13 protein-coding genes are annotated in these 17,387 nt (G+C 43.1%); 8 read left to right on the plus strand and 5 right to left on the minus strand.

From position 1 onward, the window contains the following. Positions 1–224 precede the first annotated feature (224 nt). Positions 225–2,471 (plus strand): ribonuclease R, encoded by a 2,247-nt coding sequence (gene rnr, locus NL645_RS04145; protein ID WP_253651258.1) that lies wholly within the window; start codon positions 225–227, stop codon positions 2,469–2,471. 401 nt (positions 2,472–2,872) lie between these two features. After that, positions 2,873–4,096 carry a tryptophan synthase subunit beta gene (gene trpB, locus NL645_RS04150; protein ID WP_253651259.1) on the plus strand — a complete coding sequence of 408 codons (1,224 nt, stop codon included), beginning with the start codon at positions 2,873–2,875 and terminating at the stop codon, positions 4,094–4,096. Between the two features lie 196 nt (positions 4,097–4,292). On the opposite strand, the gene NL645_RS04155 is transcribed toward trpB, so the two are convergent. Beyond that, positions 4,293–5,750: a DUF3360 domain-containing protein gene (locus tag NL645_RS04155; RefSeq protein ID WP_005391067.1), complete on the minus strand. Its 1,458-nt coding sequence runs from the start codon at positions 5,748–5,750 to the stop codon at positions 4,293–4,295. Between the two features lie 487 nt (positions 5,751–6,237). Between NL645_RS04155 and NL645_RS04160 the strand changes: the two genes are divergently transcribed. Continuing rightward, the gene (locus tag NL645_RS04160; protein ID WP_005391068.1) at positions 6,238–6,651 is read left to right on the plus strand and encodes a VF530 family DNA-binding protein; all 414 of its coding nucleotides are present in this window, start codon (positions 6,238–6,240) and stop codon (positions 6,649–6,651) included. 150 nt (positions 6,652–6,801) lie between these two features. Here NL645_RS04160 and NL645_RS04165 read toward each other — a convergent pair whose 3' ends face one another. Beyond that, a complete protein-coding gene (locus NL645_RS04165) occupies positions 6,802–8,052 on the minus strand; it encodes a DEAD/DEAH box helicase (protein ID WP_253651260.1) in 1,251 nt (416 codons plus the stop codon). A 418-nt stretch (positions 8,053–8,470) separates the two neighbouring features. Beyond that, positions 8,471–8,593 (minus strand): hypothetical protein, encoded by a 123-nt coding sequence (locus NL645_RS23085; RefSeq protein WP_258663106.1) that lies wholly within the window; start codon positions 8,591–8,593, stop codon positions 8,471–8,473. 37 nt (positions 8,594–8,630) lie between these two features. Between NL645_RS23085 and NL645_RS04170 the strand changes: the two genes are divergently transcribed. Continuing rightward, positions 8,631–9,836, plus strand: coding sequence for an MFS transporter (locus NL645_RS04170; RefSeq protein WP_276576995.1), 1,206 nt, complete (start codon positions 8,631–8,633; stop codon positions 9,834–9,836). Next, complete coding sequence (gene yidZ, locus NL645_RS04175) at positions 9,811–10,767, plus strand: HTH-type transcriptional regulator YidZ (RefSeq protein WP_253651261.1); 957 nt, start codon at positions 9,811–9,813, stop codon at positions 10,765–10,767. The genes NL645_RS04170 and yidZ overlap by 26 nt, the downstream gene beginning before the upstream one ends. Positions 10,768–11,040: 273 nt before the next feature. Here the strand turns inward: yidZ and NL645_RS04180 are convergent, their stop codons facing one another. Beyond that, positions 11,041–11,835 carry a helix-turn-helix transcriptional regulator gene (locus tag NL645_RS04180; protein ID WP_253651262.1) on the minus strand — a complete coding sequence of 265 codons (795 nt, stop codon included), beginning with the start codon at positions 11,833–11,835 and terminating at the stop codon, positions 11,041–11,043. Positions 11,836–11,957: 122 nt separating this feature from the next. Here NL645_RS04180 and NL645_RS04185 point away from each other — a divergent pair, with 122 nt between their 5' ends. Continuing rightward, the gene (locus NL645_RS04185) at positions 11,958–12,764 is read left to right on the plus strand and encodes a sulfite exporter TauE/SafE family protein (protein ID WP_253651263.1); all 807 of its coding nucleotides are present in this window, start codon (positions 11,958–11,960) and stop codon (positions 12,762–12,764) included. A gap of 122 nt (positions 12,765–12,886) precedes the next feature. Here the strand turns inward: NL645_RS04185 and NL645_RS04190 are convergent, their stop codons facing one another. Beyond that, positions 12,887–13,975 (minus strand): hypothetical protein, encoded by a 1,089-nt coding sequence (locus tag NL645_RS04190; RefSeq protein ID WP_253651264.1) that lies wholly within the window; start codon positions 13,973–13,975, stop codon positions 12,887–12,889. A 203-nt stretch (positions 13,976–14,178) separates the two neighbouring features. Between NL645_RS04190 and NL645_RS04195 the strand changes: the two genes are divergently transcribed. Next, positions 14,179–15,876 (plus strand): ATP-dependent endonuclease, encoded by a 1,698-nt coding sequence (locus tag NL645_RS04195; RefSeq protein WP_046875411.1) that lies wholly within the window; start codon positions 14,179–14,181, stop codon positions 15,874–15,876. Next, positions 15,873–17,249, plus strand: coding sequence for a UvrD-helicase domain-containing protein (locus NL645_RS04200; protein WP_253651265.1), 1,377 nt, complete (start codon positions 15,873–15,875; stop codon positions 17,247–17,249). The genes NL645_RS04195 and NL645_RS04200 overlap by 4 nt, the downstream gene beginning before the upstream one ends. Positions 17,250–17,387: the final 138 nt, after the last annotated feature.

The following is a 17,387-nucleotide window of genomic DNA, read 5'->3' on the forward strand; positions in this document are numbered from 1 at the left end:
ATCTAAGTTTATATACCCAAATCACTTACCTCTCCCACACCGTCATTAATCACTTTCAATAAAGTCACTTTGGTATACATCTTTAGGTAATCACACTACCTACCTTGCAATTCCAGTTTGGAATTAAGTTAATCTGATTCATATCTGAATCACTTCGCCTCATGCTTTGCTCATATAAATAAAGTTTATAAAATAAAAGCGATTGGCGAATATAAGAGAAAAAAATGAAATTAAATATATCCGCACAATCAATAAATTCTAATAATTACGAGCAAATTATCCCTAGCCGAGACGTTATCCTTAGCCTATTCGATAAAGTCAAAAATCACTTAAGTCACGAGCAAATTTCTCGCTCTACTGGCTTAGATGAGAAACCACAAAAAGACGCTTTAAAAAAACGTTTACGCGCTATGGAGCGCGATGGCCAGTTGATTTTCACGCATCGCCGTGGTTATAAGAAAGTCGATCAAACCGCTTTGGTTTCTGGAAAGGTCAGCATTCACGCAGACGGCTTTGGTTTTGTCACTTACGACAGTAATGAAAAAGACCTTTTCTTACCTAAACACCAACTTACTCATGTGTTTGATGGCGATATCGTACTGGTTCTGAAAGGCAATGCTCAGCATCAAGGACGCTCAAATCATCGTTTCATCAAAATAGTGGAACGAAAAACAACCCACATCGTAGGCTTGTTAAAGAGAAAAGGTTCGAACTTCTATCTAGTGCCAGAAAGCGCGAAACTGACTCAAACCATTCAGGTCACACCAAATGATCTTATCACCAAAAGTGCCGGTAAACTCGTTCATTGTAAAGTCACTGCCTATCCAGATCACAGACAATCAACAACGGTTGAAGTGGCTGAAGTATTAGGGCGTCCGGGAGAAGCAGGGATTGAAGTTAAATTGGCGTTACGTCGACATGGCATCAATGATCATTGGGATGATGAAGTTCTTCACGCCGCCTCCGCATTTGGCAATCACGTAGAAGAAAAAGACAAAACGTCCCGAGTAGATTATCGAGATTTACCGTTCGTCACTATCGATGGGGACGACGCGAAAGACTTTGATGATGCCGTTTACGCATACCAAATGGACAATGGGCATTGGAAGTTATTCGTTGCGATTGCAGACGTATCTCACTACGTTCAGCCAAACGACCATTTAGATCTTGAGGCGCAATCTCGTGCAACGTCCGTTTACTTCCCCGGATACGTTGTACCAATGCTACCAGAAACATTATCTAACGGTTTGTGCTCGCTTAACCCGAATGAAGACCGATTGGTTATGGTATGTGAGATGACCTTTGACGACGAAGGTAACATGCTAGATTCAGAGTTTTCTGAAGGGATCATTCACTCGCATGCTCGTTTAACTTATAACGAAGCTTACCGCATTGTTTCCCAATCAACGGAAGCAAAAAAATACCAAGGTAAGAACCCAAAACAAAACATTAAACAGCATCTGGTGAATCTCCATCGCTTGTATTTGAACCTATCTGGTCAACGTCAAGTCCGTGGTGCCATTGATTTTGACACGCAAGAGCTTTCATTCACGTTAAACAATAAAAAGAAAATCGCGTCCATCGTTCCTGTAGTTCGAAATGATGCCCATCGAATGATCGAAGAATTCATGCTGTGTGCCAACGTTGCCACCGCTCAATTTTTGCAGCAACAAAAAATACCGAGCTTATACCGCGTGCACTCTGGTCCTCAGATGAAAAAACTGTCTTCATTAAGAATGATGCTTGCAGACAAAGGGCTAACGCTTGCGGGTGGTGATAAACCAACTTCTCATGACTACAACGCATTACTGGAACAAGTACGAGATTTAGATGAGTGTGATGTGATTCGTACCCTACTGCTACGTTCTCAGAGTCAAGCCGAGTATTCGCCGAAGAATATGGGTCACTTCGGTTTAGCCTATGACGCATACGCGCACTTTACTTCGCCAATTCGTCGTTACCCAGACTTACTCGTTCACCGCGCCATTCGCGCTAAACTTCGAGAGCAAAAAACAGGCAAGCTACGCAGTCTGCTCATGAAACTAAAACCTATTCGTCAATTGACAGGTGCGGCGAACAACTACCCTTACGATACAAAAGTAATCGAGCAACTGAGCGTGCACTGTTCACATCAATCTCGTCAGGCAGATGAAGTGAGCCGAGAGGTTGAGTCTGCACTGAAATGTCATTACATGAAGCCATTTATCGGGCAACACTTCATGGGGACGGTGTCTGGAGTCACACACTTCGGAGTATTTGTTGAGTTAGAGGAAAACCGAATCGAAGGTCTCATTCCTTTATCAAGTTTCCAAAATGGTGAGTTCGAATTTGATGCAGTCAAACAAAAAATTTCTAGCCAGAGCACCACGTTTACTTTAGGGACTAAAGTGCACGTGTTGGTTAAAGACGTCGATTCGAAACAAAGAAAGATCATGTTCAATTTAAAAGATGCAGAACACACGGTAGGTTAGTCTGTTGTAGTCTATTTTCTAACCCATTGTTCAAAAATAAAAAATAAGCTTTAGATACCGCGATTAACTTGTGACATTTCGCTGACATCAGCTCATTCTAAAACCCTAATATCTGGCAAAGGAAACGAATCTAACTTTTGTTTCCAGACACCATCGCAGAGTGTATTTCCAGCACTCTGTTTGCCTCGAGAGGTTCTTATGACAGCCTAGGATCTCTCGGGGCTTTTTTGCGCCTCTTAAACCCCACCTTATGTTGTATCCAACCCGTTAAAAACCACACAAATTGTACTTTTTAACTAGTTCACTAGAGCGCGAATTCTGATTTAAGCAACTGATCACACAACCTCTTCCAAATTTTGGGTATAAAAGTATCAATACTTTCGTTAACTAGGATGTAAATAATGAAAAACTCGTTTGATCTCACCATGCCAAATGAAGAAGGATACTTTGGTGAATACGGTGGTAGCTTCGTGCCGCCGGAGCTTGAACAAATCATGCGTGACATCAACGCAGCTTATGAGGAATGCAGCAAAGATCCTGAATTTAAAGCGGAGCTCGCTCGCCTGTATAAGCACTTTGTTGGACGACCTAGCCCAATCTTCCATGCGGAAAACTTGTCTAAAAAATACGGAGCAGACATCTACCTAAAGCGTGAAGACTTAAATCATACAGGCGCACATAAAATTAACCACTGCTTAGGAGAAGCCATTCTCGCTAAAAAGATGGGTAAGAAGAAACTGATTGCAGAAACTGGCGCAGGACAACACGGTGTTGCGCTTGCTACAGCCGCGGCATTGGTTGGCTTGAAATGCGATATTTACATGGGTGAAGTTGATATCGCCAAAGAGCATCCGAATGTCGTCCGCATGAGAATCCTTGGTGCTAATGTCATTCCTGCCATTCATGGGCGCAAAACCCTCAAAGAAGCGGTAGATTCTGCATTCGAAGCTTATCTGAAAGATCCTGATACACAACTTTATGCGATAGGCTCTGTCGTTGGCCCTCACCCATTCCCTAAAATGGTACGAGATTTCCAATCAATTATCGGCAACGAAGCACGTGTTCAATTCAAAGAAATGACTGGTAAGCGACCCAATAATCTCGTTGCATGTGTTGGGGGAGGATCTAATGCGATGGGGCTATTTACTGCTTTCTTAGACGATGAACAAGTCGCTATTCACGGCGTCGAGCCCGCGGGCCGCTCTTTGAAAAAGGTTGGCGAGCATGCTGCAACACTCACACTCGGTGAGCCAGGTATTATGCACGGATTTAAGTCTTACATGCTTAAAGATGAGCAAGGCGAACCACAGGAAGTCTATTCTGTAGCAAGTGGCTTAGATTACCCATCGGTTGGGCCTCAGCATAGTTACTTAAAAGACATTGGCCGTGTCAATTACGGCTCAATCACCGATGACGAAGCGATTGATGCATTCTTTGAACTGTCTCGCGAAGAGGGGATTATCCCAGCGATTGAATCCTCACACGCTGTCGCTTACGCGATTAAACTCGCGAAGCAAGGAGAAACTGGCTCAATTCTGATCAACTTATCCGGTCGCGGTGACAAAGACATTGATTTTGTCGTTGAACACTACGGCGCAAAATACGGCATTGAATCAATCATTTAGTCACTACTTCGTAGGCTAACTGTCTATACAAAAAGCTACCTATTACTAGGTAGCTTTTTGTTTGCGCCTTACTTTCCCTACATGCGCTTTAAAGGCTTAACTACACAGTTCAAACCTTTTACTTTTGAGAAATAGTCATAGCTTGAGAAAGCCCTCTCACTCACCACTCCAACTATGCCTTTAGAGCATAATTCGATTAACCGATCAGAGCAGGAATGCCCGGAAGTTGACCAACGACAGCAAGCGAGCCTGCACAGACGATAAATGCAGTACCAGGAATCAGGTATTTATCTTTTCTCGAGAGTTCGTTGGCACGCTCATGGTCGCCGATAAGTCCAAGGTTATCCAGCAGCATCGTGATTGCCCAGCCAAAGACTGGATTAACGAATGCACAGGCAAAAATACAGATACCGGCACTGAGTGAATCTTTATGCTTGTGGATCATCTGCATACCCGCTTCTAAAAGCGGTAAGAATACACCGACAATCAAAGCAACACGCAGAACAGGCTCCCACATCGCTAGATCCATAGGGTAACCAATTACCGCCGCGGCAATACACATGAAACCCGTTAACAGTGCGCCACCTGGAATAGGACGTTTAGCAATTGCGGCTGGAATCATGTACGTCCCCCAAGAAGAAGCTAAGTTACCGCCCCCTAAGAGTGAGCCAACCCCCTGACGAACAGACGCTCCGACCATCGTGTCGTCGACATCCATGAGTACGCCTTTCGCTTCTTTTGGGTAGTTAAGTTCTTGGAACACACGATGGCCGAGATAATCAGGGGACCACATAGCGACTGCCAGTAGCGCAAATGGAGTCACGGCAATAAAGTGCTCTAAGGTTGGCCAACCTAGTTGCCAGCCTGTATCTTCACCCCACCAGTAGAATGGACTGAAATTAGGCAGGCCCGGTTCTGTGGTAAAAGCAAACTCAGCGCCCATCAAATAAGCAACAATACCCGCGAGTGCAGAGCACAGAGGGATTGCCAACCAACGCTTGTTGATCTTAGCTAGGTAGGCATAAACCATAACGGTTAGGCCTATGACCACAAACGAAATGTAACCTTGGTCTGTACTTGCAGCCCACGCCTCAGTCTTATTAATCTGTCCGAGCAATCCAACAGCGCCTAGGTAGATCAATAACCCTCCTCGAACCCCAATGCCAGTCAAGGTCATGAGTTTAGAACCGCCTTTAGTCAAAGCGAGAATTAAGCCAAAAGCACATACCATCAAGCCAAGCGCCAGAGGATGACCTCCTGCGGCAGCAATCATGGGAATCAGCGGTATCATTGGGCCGTGGGTACCGGCTAGGTTTGCGTTCGGGTTTAGGATGGCAGAAAACAAAATAACGAACAAAGCACCCGCGATAAGCAATTCGTAACGCACGTTTTCTGCAACGAACTCCGGAGATAAACCGAACTGAGCAGCAAAGGCAGCAACCATAGCGGTGACCATCACCACTTTACCAATGGTTGCGGCTAATGCAGGCACCCAGTCTTCGATTTCAATACTGTAATCACGTGATGGCAAATGAATACCCCAGCGACGAAAGCTCATGATAGTTAAATCATGGTTTAGAAAGTCTTCACGACTTTCAAATTCATGCGGTTTTTTGCGCACATCCCTGTAAAAGGTCTTACTTGAGTCAGACATTGAGCTATCCTTTGTTATATTTCAACGTTGAACTATGCCAACTAGAGTTTCGCTTGGTATACAGACCAATACGAGACAACACCCACATCAAACATCGAGACCACACCAAGAAAGCGGTATGGCTAATTTTTGATTTGAACCTATTAAGCATGTGTTGCTATCGGTAGGAATATTAGACATTAGTAAAAGAACAACAAAAATCTCACTTATTACACAAAGATTTAACATTACATTAGAGTACGCTGATCTTTAGTGAGAGTTTTTGAACAGCAATTCAAGAAGAGGAGCAGTCGCAACTCCACCTGTGCTTTTCAAGGTAGAAAAAACATATCCGTATTCACACAGGTAATTGGTTAATTTTGCTCATGCAAGTACGCACTAACAACATCAAATCGAGTTGCAACCCAAACCATCGCTGCCTAACTATAGATATCTCTGTAATGTATACTTTGCTAAACTCCACCCTTTGATGAGTAAGGCCCCGAAAATGATGACTGACGAAGAAAGAATCGAACTGCAACGGAACAACCCACTGCACGGGTTAAAGCTAGAAACTATGTTGCAAGAGTTGGTGGATTTTTATGGCTGGGACATTCTAGATACAGCAATGCGCTTTAATTGCTTTAACACTAAGCCTTCGATTGCAAGTAGTGTGAAGTATTTAAAGAAGACCGAATGGGCGAGAGAAAAATTAGAAAACTTTTACCTTTATCGCTTTAAGCGCATGCCACGCGCAAGTGAAGAAGAATATGATTTACCACCGAGAGCTCGTACTTTCCCTCATGGTCTTGAACCTAAAGAGCCAATGCCGCTAACCGTTGACTCTATCCTTAAGTCACAAGCTAAAGCTGCATCCGCATTTAAAAAACGTTCACCTCGTGGACGTCCGACGCGTCGATAGCACATTACCTTGAAAAGCAATAGAGCCCTACTGGTAGCTCCAGCAAGGCTCTATTGTTCTTTAAAGAAATGGCTAGAAGCGAATACTCAAGCTAGTGCGCCCCCTTCTCCAGCACCTCCCATAAGTAAACTCACATGTAGTTTACGTTTTCTATTGATTGCGCTTTTTCTTCTTTTTCCCTGTACCTGCTGGCTTTGCACGCGGCTTCATCGGTAAAAAGTAGGCTTCACTTTGGTCGTCTTCCACTTCAAAGCCCTCTACCTGCTCACGTTCAAGTTGGAACTTATTTTTCTTTTCTATCACTTTGAAATGGTGATAGTCATCGTAATCGATAAGGGATAGCCCTAGACCCACTTCACCAGCACGACCACTACGACCGATTCGATGCATATAGTCAGCAGGACTACGCGGAAGATCGAAGTTAATCACCACTGGCAGCTTTTCAATATCAAGGCCACGTGCTGCGATATCGGTGGCAATAAGAACTTGAATCTCGCCAGACTTAAAACCGTCAAGGACACGAGTACGAGCGCCCTGCCCTTTATCACCATGGAAAACTTCAGCAGTAATACCGCGTTTTGACAGTTTTTGAGCTAAATGGTTACAGGCATTCTTAGCATTCACAAAAATCAAAGTCTGTCGCCACTGATGCTGTTTGATTAAGTGCGCAAGTACCGCCGTTTTATCACCTTTATTTACACTAAACACGCGTTGCACCAAAGTGCTGGCTTCTGCGCTCTGCAACTGAACTTCAACAGGGTCACGGAGCAAGTGCTGAGACAGCGTCGTGACTTTATCAGGGAAAGTAGCAGAAAATAACAGCGTCTGTTTCTTCTCTGGCAGTAACGCAAGAATCTTATTGAGTTCTTCGGTAAATCCGAGGCTCAACATACGGTCAGCTTCATCGAGCACGAGCGTTTTTACTTGGTCCAACTTAATCGCGTTACTGGATACCAGATCAAGTAATCGACCTGGCGTAGCTACTATAATGTCACAGCCACCGCGAAGCGCCAGCATTTGTGGGTTCACCGACACACCACCAAATACGGCAACCGTTTTGATCGTATCTCTAAGATGGTATGAGTAAGATTTGACGTTGTATGCCACCTGTGATGCCAACTCACGAGTTGGTACTAAAATCAGGTGAGAAACGAAGTTACCACGGCGATGATTTGTTTCGTCTTGCTGAACAATTTTTTGCAGAATTGGCAGCGAAAAAGCAGCGGTTTTACCAGAGCCCGTATTGGCACCGCCAACAATGTCTTTCCCTTCAAGGATATAAGGAATGGTATGAGATTGAATGGGCGTCGGTTGGCTGTATTCTAACGCTTCTAGTCGCTCGACTAAGGTTGGAATCAGGCCAAGATCGGCAAATGTCGCTTGCTGTGTTTTATCTGTCATTACGATGAGTGGCTCAGTGCTAGTAAAGGCCGTGTATCTTATGCTATTTCGCGTCTGGATGTTAGCGATAATGAGCCAAACAGAAGACTGGTGAGAGAAGCACTGTAGGGAGCAGGAATTTCCTTTCACTAACATGAGTTAATGGTTTCGATAACCAAGGCTCTACGACTCACGGTGGTAGCGTTCGCGACGAACAAAGGGAAAAGGAGCCAGGCATCTGAATCCTGTAAAGCAAAATACATTGTATTTTGGAAAAATTAAGGTTGCAGAGACAGACCAACTCCGCTTGAAAGGCTTAATCATACTATCTAAACCTTCGGTTTTGAGAGCAGAATACAGCTTGAGCAAAGCCCTAGGTCACTAATGTCCATCGTTATCTATTTAGCTAATGTTGTGGACTCGGTTGTATAGATTGCTTTCACCCGATACCACGGTTCTTCTCAGTGTAAGTTTGACTGCTGTAGCCACAATCGTTGCTGATGTCGTATATGGAAATACCTGTTGTCAGAAAGGTAACGCGCCAAGATGAGTAATGTTGCATATCATCCTCGTAAGCCCAATTCCTTCACGAGGTAGTAATGGAACAAATTAATTTGCCCCGATATCTGATATGTAGCTTCGCCTTTGTGTTGCTTTATCCTACGGCAATAGATCTCTACTTGGTTGCTTTACCACAAATCGCCAATGACTTGTCTGCGAGCGAATCACAACTTCATATTGCCTTTTCTATTTACCTCGCTGGTCTAGCATCGACGATGGTTTTTGTTGGGCGGGCTGCTGATTGTTTTGGACGCAAACCTGTTGCCATTTGCGGTGCAGTGATTTTTACCCTTGCATCAATGTTCGCGGGCTCTGCTGAGACCAGTAATAGCTTTCTAATAATGCGCTTCTTCCAAGGTGTAGGTGCCGCATGTTGCTATGTAGTGGCCTTTGCCATTTTGCGCGACACTTTAGGTGAGCAAAAGCGAGCTAAGGTTCTATCGATGCTCAATGGAATTATCTGTTCTATCCCAGTACTTGCCCCCGTGATCGGCAATCTGATTATGATCAAGTTTCCGTGGCCCGTGTTATTCACTGCCATGGCGATGATGGGTATTGCGATAGGCTTAATTGCTTGCTTCGTCTTAAAAGAAACCTTGCCTAAAACCAAGCGCACACTTTTAGATATGAGTGAAGATTCGAACGAATCACTATATAACCGTTTTTTTATATCGCGCGTTATTTATACATCTTTAGGCGTCACAGCGATTCTCTCTTATGTAAATACGTCACCAATGATAATAATGGATTCGATTGGCTTTACTCGAGGCGATTACTCAACCACGATGGCACTACTCGCAATGGTAGGTATGGCAACATCGTTTTCAGTCCCATTTGCTCTGTCTTACTTCAAACAAACCACATTGATGTTCGCTGCACAAATGACCAATTTTTTGTCGGCTATCGTTATTCTCGCGGCTCACTTGAATAGCGATAGTCCGACACTTTATATGGTAGGGTTCACTCTGCTCAGCATGAGTTTCCCTATGGGGTTTGGTGTGGCGATGAGTCAGGCGCTAAGTCAGTTTTCTCGTAAAGCTGGTCAGGCAAGTTCTATGCTTGGCATAGGGCAGGTTTCTTGGTCTGCACTTTACATTTGGTTGATGGCGACGTTAGGTGTGTCGGCTGTGATGATGTTAATGATAGCGTTGGTTGCTAGTAGCGTTATTGGACTCTCCATAATATTATTATTTCCAAATCAGAACGTTAGTGAGCCTCATGAAGAAATCTCTTGCCCGACTTGATCTTAATTTACTGCTCACTCTGCAATTGCTACTGCAAGAGCAGAGTGTTACTAAAACGGCGAAAAAACTTAATGTAACTCCCTCAACCGTGAGTAAGTCTTTAGGCAAATTGCGCGCTTGGTTTGATGACCCGCTTTTTGTGAATACGCCGCAAGGCCTAAAGCCAACAAATCTCGCGACAAACGTGCAAGTGCTTTTGTCAGACTGGATGCAGATCGGTAACCTGATTGTTTCACACCGAGGTGATGATGCGCCAAGCGGGGTTAAATTTCATCTTGGAGTAGAGTCGCCATTGTCACTCATCATGGCGGATGAACTGACTAAACGAATCCATGATTTTTATCCAGACTCAACGGTAAAGTTCCATAACTGGGATTACGACTCGTTAGACGCCATTACCAGCGGTGAAGTGGATATTGGTTTTACTGGCCGTGAAAGCCATCCTCGCTCCAAAGAGTCGTTAGAACTGCTCCCGTATTTTATTAATTTCGAAGTGCTGTTCTCGGATTTACCTATGGTGTATGTCCGCAAGGATCATCCTGCACTCAAGCAAGAGTGGAATTTAGATACTTTCTTAAGCTATGCCCACATCAATGTAGCATGGGAGAAAAATGACAGTTGGGCATTGGATGAGATCTTGGCTGAACAGGGATATACTCGAAACGTTAGCCTAACGATGGCGAGTTTCGAGCAAGCTTTATTTGTTGCAGAAAAGCCCGATCATCAAATGTTAACCACAGCACCAAAATATTGTCAGCGATACTGCGAACAGCTTCACCCCAACTTAATAGCGTTGCCTATCCCCATTGCGGAAGATTATCAGCACAAGCTACTGATTCCATTCACTATGATTTGGCACAAACGCAATAACAAGAACCCTAAAATCGTGTGGTTGAGGGAGACGATAAAGAGCCTGTATGGCACAAGTTGAACGGGTAATTTTGAAGTACATTTAAAGCAAAGGAATGAACATTCTCCCCCCTTTAAGTTGTCAATAACCGTAGGAGTGTGGTCTTGCCTTCCATTAGATTAAATATTTTAAAATCTTGAAATCTTGAAATCTTGAAATCTATTATCCACTTCGAAATTGATTTCAGCTCATTTGGGCAGAAAGAAGCTAGAAGCACTTGCACATGTTGGGTGAGTAAATGTATGTAAACCTCAGTACATAAAAACGAACCTAATTTAGGTAAGCTCTTAGCAACTATATGCCACGACTCGAAAAGTAACGCGTGGGTGAATCGCCATAGACCCGACGAAACATCGCGATAAAGTTACTGGGCGTCGAATAACCCAAAGCATGTGCAACCGCTCCTACAGATTCTCCGCGTGCCATCATTTCTAATGAATGTATTAGCAGTACTTGTTGCCGCCATTCACTAAAACTCATGTTTAACTCACTTCGAATCAATCGTCTTAACGTCCGAGATGAGACTGCCCCAATATTGGCCCAATGCTCTACAGAATGCTTGCTGTTTGGGTCTATTAAAATTGCTTGAGTAACTTTTTGCAGTCTCGGATCTCTGGGCAGTGGGATGTGGAGTGACTCATGAGGGCTATTGACGATTTCATCGGATATTACGGCGAGAATACGTAAAGACTGTATGGATAGATCGTCTGTTTTGCTCCATATCGATGCTCTAACCGATAGGGCTTTCAACACATCGCTCATTTGGATAACACAAGGTCTCATTGGAAACCGCTCACAACTCTCTGGAGTAAACAGTAATGAACGACCTTTCAGAGAACCACAAAAATAAACACTGTGCATCGCACCCGGGGGGATCCAACCAGCTCGGTGAGGGGGTAGTATCCACGTTCCTTCATCGGTTTTGACCTGAATTAGCCCTTCATCTATACACAGTAGCTGGCCTCGATGATGACTGTGCCAATTATGTGGCCGTTGATCCAAATGGTTGAAGTCGCTCCTTTCATGCTGCCACTCCTTAGCGATCAACGCGGCGCCATTTTTCCATTCGCTGTAGTCAGAGTTTGTCACTTTATTTACTCAATTCCATTTTGGCCATTATTCATTATTTTCTGTCCTCTTAACGTTACCATAGCAAGTTAGCGTTCGAGTAACATTTTAGCAACGACCATTTTATCGAAGGCAGAACCATCATGAACGAACCTATCTTTATTATCTATTACATTACAGCAGGCTTGGGCATCGGCTTTCTCGCTGGACTCGTTGGTGTGGGTGGTGGTGGAGTGGCCGTCCCGATTTTTGCGTTTCTGTTTTCACTACAGGGAATAGCTGATACAGAAGTGGTCCATCTTGCGTTAGGGACATCAATGGCTTCGATGATTATTACAACATTGGGCAGCATGCGCGCTCACTACAAAAAAGAGAATGTAGACTCGACAATGGTAGTAAAAATGTTGAGCGGAGTTCTAGTCGGAACATTTTGCGCCACATTCGTAGCATCGTATCTACAGGGGATCTATCTGGCAGGTTTTTTCAGCGTATTCATGTTGTATGTAGCTTATAAGATGTTTCTCAACACTGAAAATGAGTACAACCCGAACCCACATGGGGCTATCGGTAACATCACTGTAGGCTCTGTGATTGGCTCTGTATCAGCACTTGTCTCTATAAGCGGTGCGGGGCTGATCATCCCCTATCTTGTCCAGCAAAATTTTGAGGTAAAACGAGCTATTGGCACCTCTGCTGCGATAGGTTTCCCTATCGCGCTATCAGGAAGCCTCGGTTACATGTTAAACGGATGGGAAAATACAGATTGGAACAACTTAGTATTAGGATACATATACCTTCCTGCAATGATCAGCTTCTCCATTAGCAGCTACTTAACTACTAGCCTCGGAGTGCGTTGCGCAGAGTATTTCCCAAATAAAGTTCTTAAGAAAATCGTTGGTATTTTGTGTGTTCTTCTAAGTTTTAAAATGCTGGTACAAGTACTTAATTAGGGCAAATAATACCGTCATTAGTAGGTCTTGTAATATGGTGTGGGGACAAGCCTGAAAAACTTATTCCTCGCTTTGCTTGTTCAAGCAGACAATGTGTAAGAAAGTACCGCATTGTTGCACTCTTATGACTTTGTTAACCTAGCCAGAATTACATCCAAAATTTGTTGGTGATTATCCTTTCTGGAAACCTCGTCACGCTCCTGGCAAAGTGCTTCCTCCCCTTCTGATGCGAGAATTTTAATGCCACGCTCAGTACATTCTGCGAACGCACTAAACTGACTCGCACTGGGGATCTCTTGAAATGTCACATTGGGAAGAGCAACGAGTGATTCGGCTGGTGTCAGTGCGGGATGTAGCCGATCAGAAAGCATCACCAAGGTGATGGTATTTTTCATCAAGGCTAGAGCTTCAGGGACAAAAGTTTTTGTTAGCTCAGGGTTGATAACGACGACCGATTTCAGTTTGTTTTCAGACTGAAATCGGGGGAATTTTTGATCCGGGATGTTGGTAATATCAACGTCATTTTCACGTAACCAATGACAGTCTACATTGGTGACGTTGTGACACGATGTTCGATATTTTTCCGGGCTTATTTGCGCTCCGGAGAGCATCAGCATAGATGTGCCACCCAGAAAAAAGCCGACACCCTGCACTTCATCAGTATCTACACCTCCGGACAGTATCCCGACCGAACTTAATTCGTTCAGCCCAAGCACCAAATCACTAGTCCTGAAAGTGATTTCATCAACAGCCATTTCTGCATTGATTTCGTTCGGTGCAGGAGGCTTTGGTACAACAACGATATAACCTTGTTTCGCTAAGCCTGAAGCTATCCAACCACTATGGGAAAATGCTGACCGTGTTCCGCCCTGCGACAAAAGCACAACGGGAAATTTTCCACTTGCTAAAGGGGCATCTAACTGCGTTTCGACTGATTTAAAAATGTTACCCCTACCAAACGTGAAGTTGGTTTTTCCGTTCGTTGTGGGATACCAATAATAGACTTCTACTGGCTTATCTCTGTCTTCACTGAATACCGTTTTGACTGTTAGCGCAGAATGGTATTTCGGCTCATTCGTACTGGCGCTAACACTGACACACAATGAAGTGAGTAGAAACGACATTATTATTTTGGTTTTCATTTTTACCCAGCCGATCAATACATTACTCTGCACGGCATCTGGAAAAATAACGCGCAGGAGATTCTCCATATATTTTGCGAAACATAGCAATAAAGTTACTTGGAGTCGAGTAACCCAAAGCAAGTGTCTGCTTTGAACTGCGCCAACAAGCTTTTGGACATTTGTGAGTTACGTGCGATCACACTTAGGCACCAACAAGTAGTAGGAACAATACAATAACCTGTAGTACATTAGTAGCATATGCGCTTGTTTTCTTTTTTAGGGAAATTCCTATGTACATCAGAAAGGTAACGATTAACAACTACCGTAGTTTCCGCACTTTCGAAGCTAAACTTCAACAACTGACAGTTGTTATTGGTGAAAACGATACTGGTAAGACGAACTTTTTCACCGCACTTTCGTTACCGTTAAGCGGCAACCTAATAGACTTCAACCAGAAGCGTTTGAGTGTTTCTGATATCAACAAAGATTCCGTTATTGATTTTCTAACGTCCGTTGTCAATGATGACACCGAAGAGAATCAGCTTAAAAAGATCCCTAAAGTATCAGTAACCGTAGAGTTCGCTGATCCGAAAGATGCTTATGAAACAGCACTGTTAGCTAAGTGGATTGTTGCAGATGGAGATAAAGAAACTTACAAAATCAGATACGACTTTAAGCCTAAAGACGACAAAGATTTGCTTGAGGTCGTGAAGAAATCGTTCGCTGGTAAGACTTTAGATGATATTAACTGGTTTACTCTACCCGTTGAGCTATACGACTACCAAGTCGTCTCTGTGAACAACGAAAAGCCTATCGCATACAGTGACTTAAAACACGTCAGTCTCCATAGCATCAATGCAGAGCGAGATGACTTCTCAGAAAGCAGTTCAATGAAGTCCAATAGCATTTTCACCAAACTGCTTATGAACACTCTCAACGATGACGACAAAGGTCAGATCAATACCGCCTACTCTGAGTTTTTTAGTGCTATTGAAAAGACTGAAACATTCGACAAAGTCATTAGAACTAATGACGATTTTGAGAATTACGACAGTATTATCAAACAGCTTGAGTGCACTCCTAACCTGCCTAACTTGAAGAACATCTTATCGAACATCACTTTGAAATACGGGAATGAATTTCTGTACCAAAAAGGCTTAGGACAACGAAATCTTATCTACATACTCATCTTGTTTGCTTACTACAAGTCATGTGGTGATACATTCAACTTGTGCTGTATAGAAGAACCAGAAGCACACTTGAGCGTTAACAACCTTCGTTTAGTAAGAGACTTCATTGAGAAAAGCTCAAGCAACAGTGGCTCGCTTGTACAAACTATCATTTCGACCCATAACCCATCGATCATCAACAAGCTAAAGATCTCTAATGTGTTGGCGTTTACTGGCGAGAAAGCAATTAGTCTGTCTGATACTCCAACTAAGCTAGTTGATTACCTAAGAAAGAGACCTAACTTCGACATCTTAAAGCTGCTGTTTGCGAACAAAGTCATTCTCCTAGAAGGTCCGACTGAAGAAATGCTAATCAGCACTTATCTGTCTAAACAGCCAGCCCTCAACGACATTGATATTATTCCAATTGGTCAACGTGGTTACGCCACTTTCTTAGATATATGGCTAGCCTTGAACAAAGATAACCAGAACAAGAAAATTGGTGTTGTCCGTGATTATGACAATTCAGATGCGGCTAAAGCCAAACATGATGCCTATGACACAGCGCATGCGAATGTCACTGTAAGAACAACAACAAACTACACACTTGAAATTGATTTAGTAGAAGCAGAAGACAACCTAGCTTTACTAAGTGATTTATTCGAAATGGAAGGCGACCTCGACGCAGTATCCAAACACATGATTAATGGTAAGACAGCAAGAATGCTTGATGTATGTGATGCGATGGTTGATGAAGAGAATCCGCTGGATATCAAGTTACCAGCTCACATCGCTGAGGTTATCGAGGCGGTATCATGATAGAAGTACAGATTGCTGGTGCAGGTGCTGGAAAAACTTATGGTTTAGCAAAGACTTTGATAGAGCACATCGAAGCTTGTACTAGTCACAAAAAGACATTTGCACTTACGTACACAAACTCTGCAACAGCGAAGATAGAGCAAGAGATAATCAAACAGCATGGCTTTATTCCGTCGAATCTCTGTATACAGACCATACATAGCTTCTTGTTAAACGAAATCATCTACCCATTCTCGTCATTCACTCTCGGAGATGTGTATAACGACGCATCAATAATGATGTTACCGAGCGATGCTAGATTCAAAAACTGGCACTTAAAGCGATTAAAAGATAAAAACATCATTCATGCCGAGAGCGTCTACAACATCGCTAAACAAATTGTTGATGAAACCACCAGCAAGCACAACAACAGAGCGAAGAAAGCTAAAGTCCGCAGACTTTTGGCTATTCTAGGAAGCTGTTTTGACAAGATATTCATCGACGAAGTCCAAGACTTAGATAAAGATGCACTTCGCTTTTTCGAAGTTCTAGGCAGCAACGATATTGACATATACATGATCGGAGATCCAAAACAAGCAATCAAGTTTCCCCAAGATCTTGATGCTTTCGTTCAAAAATTAGCTCAAAAAAAATACGCGACCATACTACCGATCAACAATCAAACTAGGCGAGTCCCCAGAGAGATACTAACTGTCTCCAACAGCTTCTGTTATGAAAATCAGCAACAAGAGTCACTATCAGAAATGGTTGGTGAACTCATGTACATTGAATCGACGGACGGGCGATATGACGATCTACTAACGCACTACTTAGATACAAAACAGCTTGTTTGTATCGACAAAAAGAATGGTCGCTATACAACTTCATCTAAACACAAACACTCATTCCCACGAGAGATCGAGGAAATGATTCGTGATTCTAACCACAAGAAAGACAAAGCTTTGTTTGTTAAAGCAGCTTTTTCTGACTTTATGGACGATGCGATCAATGAAGATAATAAGAAAGCCATAAGTAAACTCATTGCTCGGCATTCATTGGATCTTAATAAACAGCACTTCGCCCAATTACATGAGCTATGCAATTCATGCACAAAAAATGATGTTCAATTCAAAGTCCAAAGTATCGAATCTATCAAGGGATTGGATGCTGATGTGTGTGTAATCATACTTAGCCCTAATACCCTGAAATACTTAACTCAAAATGGTATTAGCAAAGCAAATCGATTTAATAAAGAATGGAAAAAAATCTATGTCGCTCTTACTCGTGCCAAAAAGAGGCTGGTGTTAGCTTTAGATCACGATTTACTCGCTAAAGAAGATATGGCGGCTGTTAGGGATTCCATAGGTGAACTGGGATTCGTTACTCATAACTAGTATGCATCTGTCCACAAACACCCATGGAGTCTAATAGAAGTCAGACTCAAAAAATGTGTGATATCTAGTGACCCTGTAAATAATTCTCTTTGACACTTGTTGCAACTCATTTTGGGGCAAAGGTGTGTTGCAGTTCTT

Origin of the sequence: Vibrio sp. Y51_MX_L26 (assembly GCF_024181935.1) — a bacterium.
Lineage (GTDB): Bacteria > Pseudomonadota > Gammaproteobacteria > Enterobacterales > Vibrionaceae > Vibrio > Vibrio diabolicus.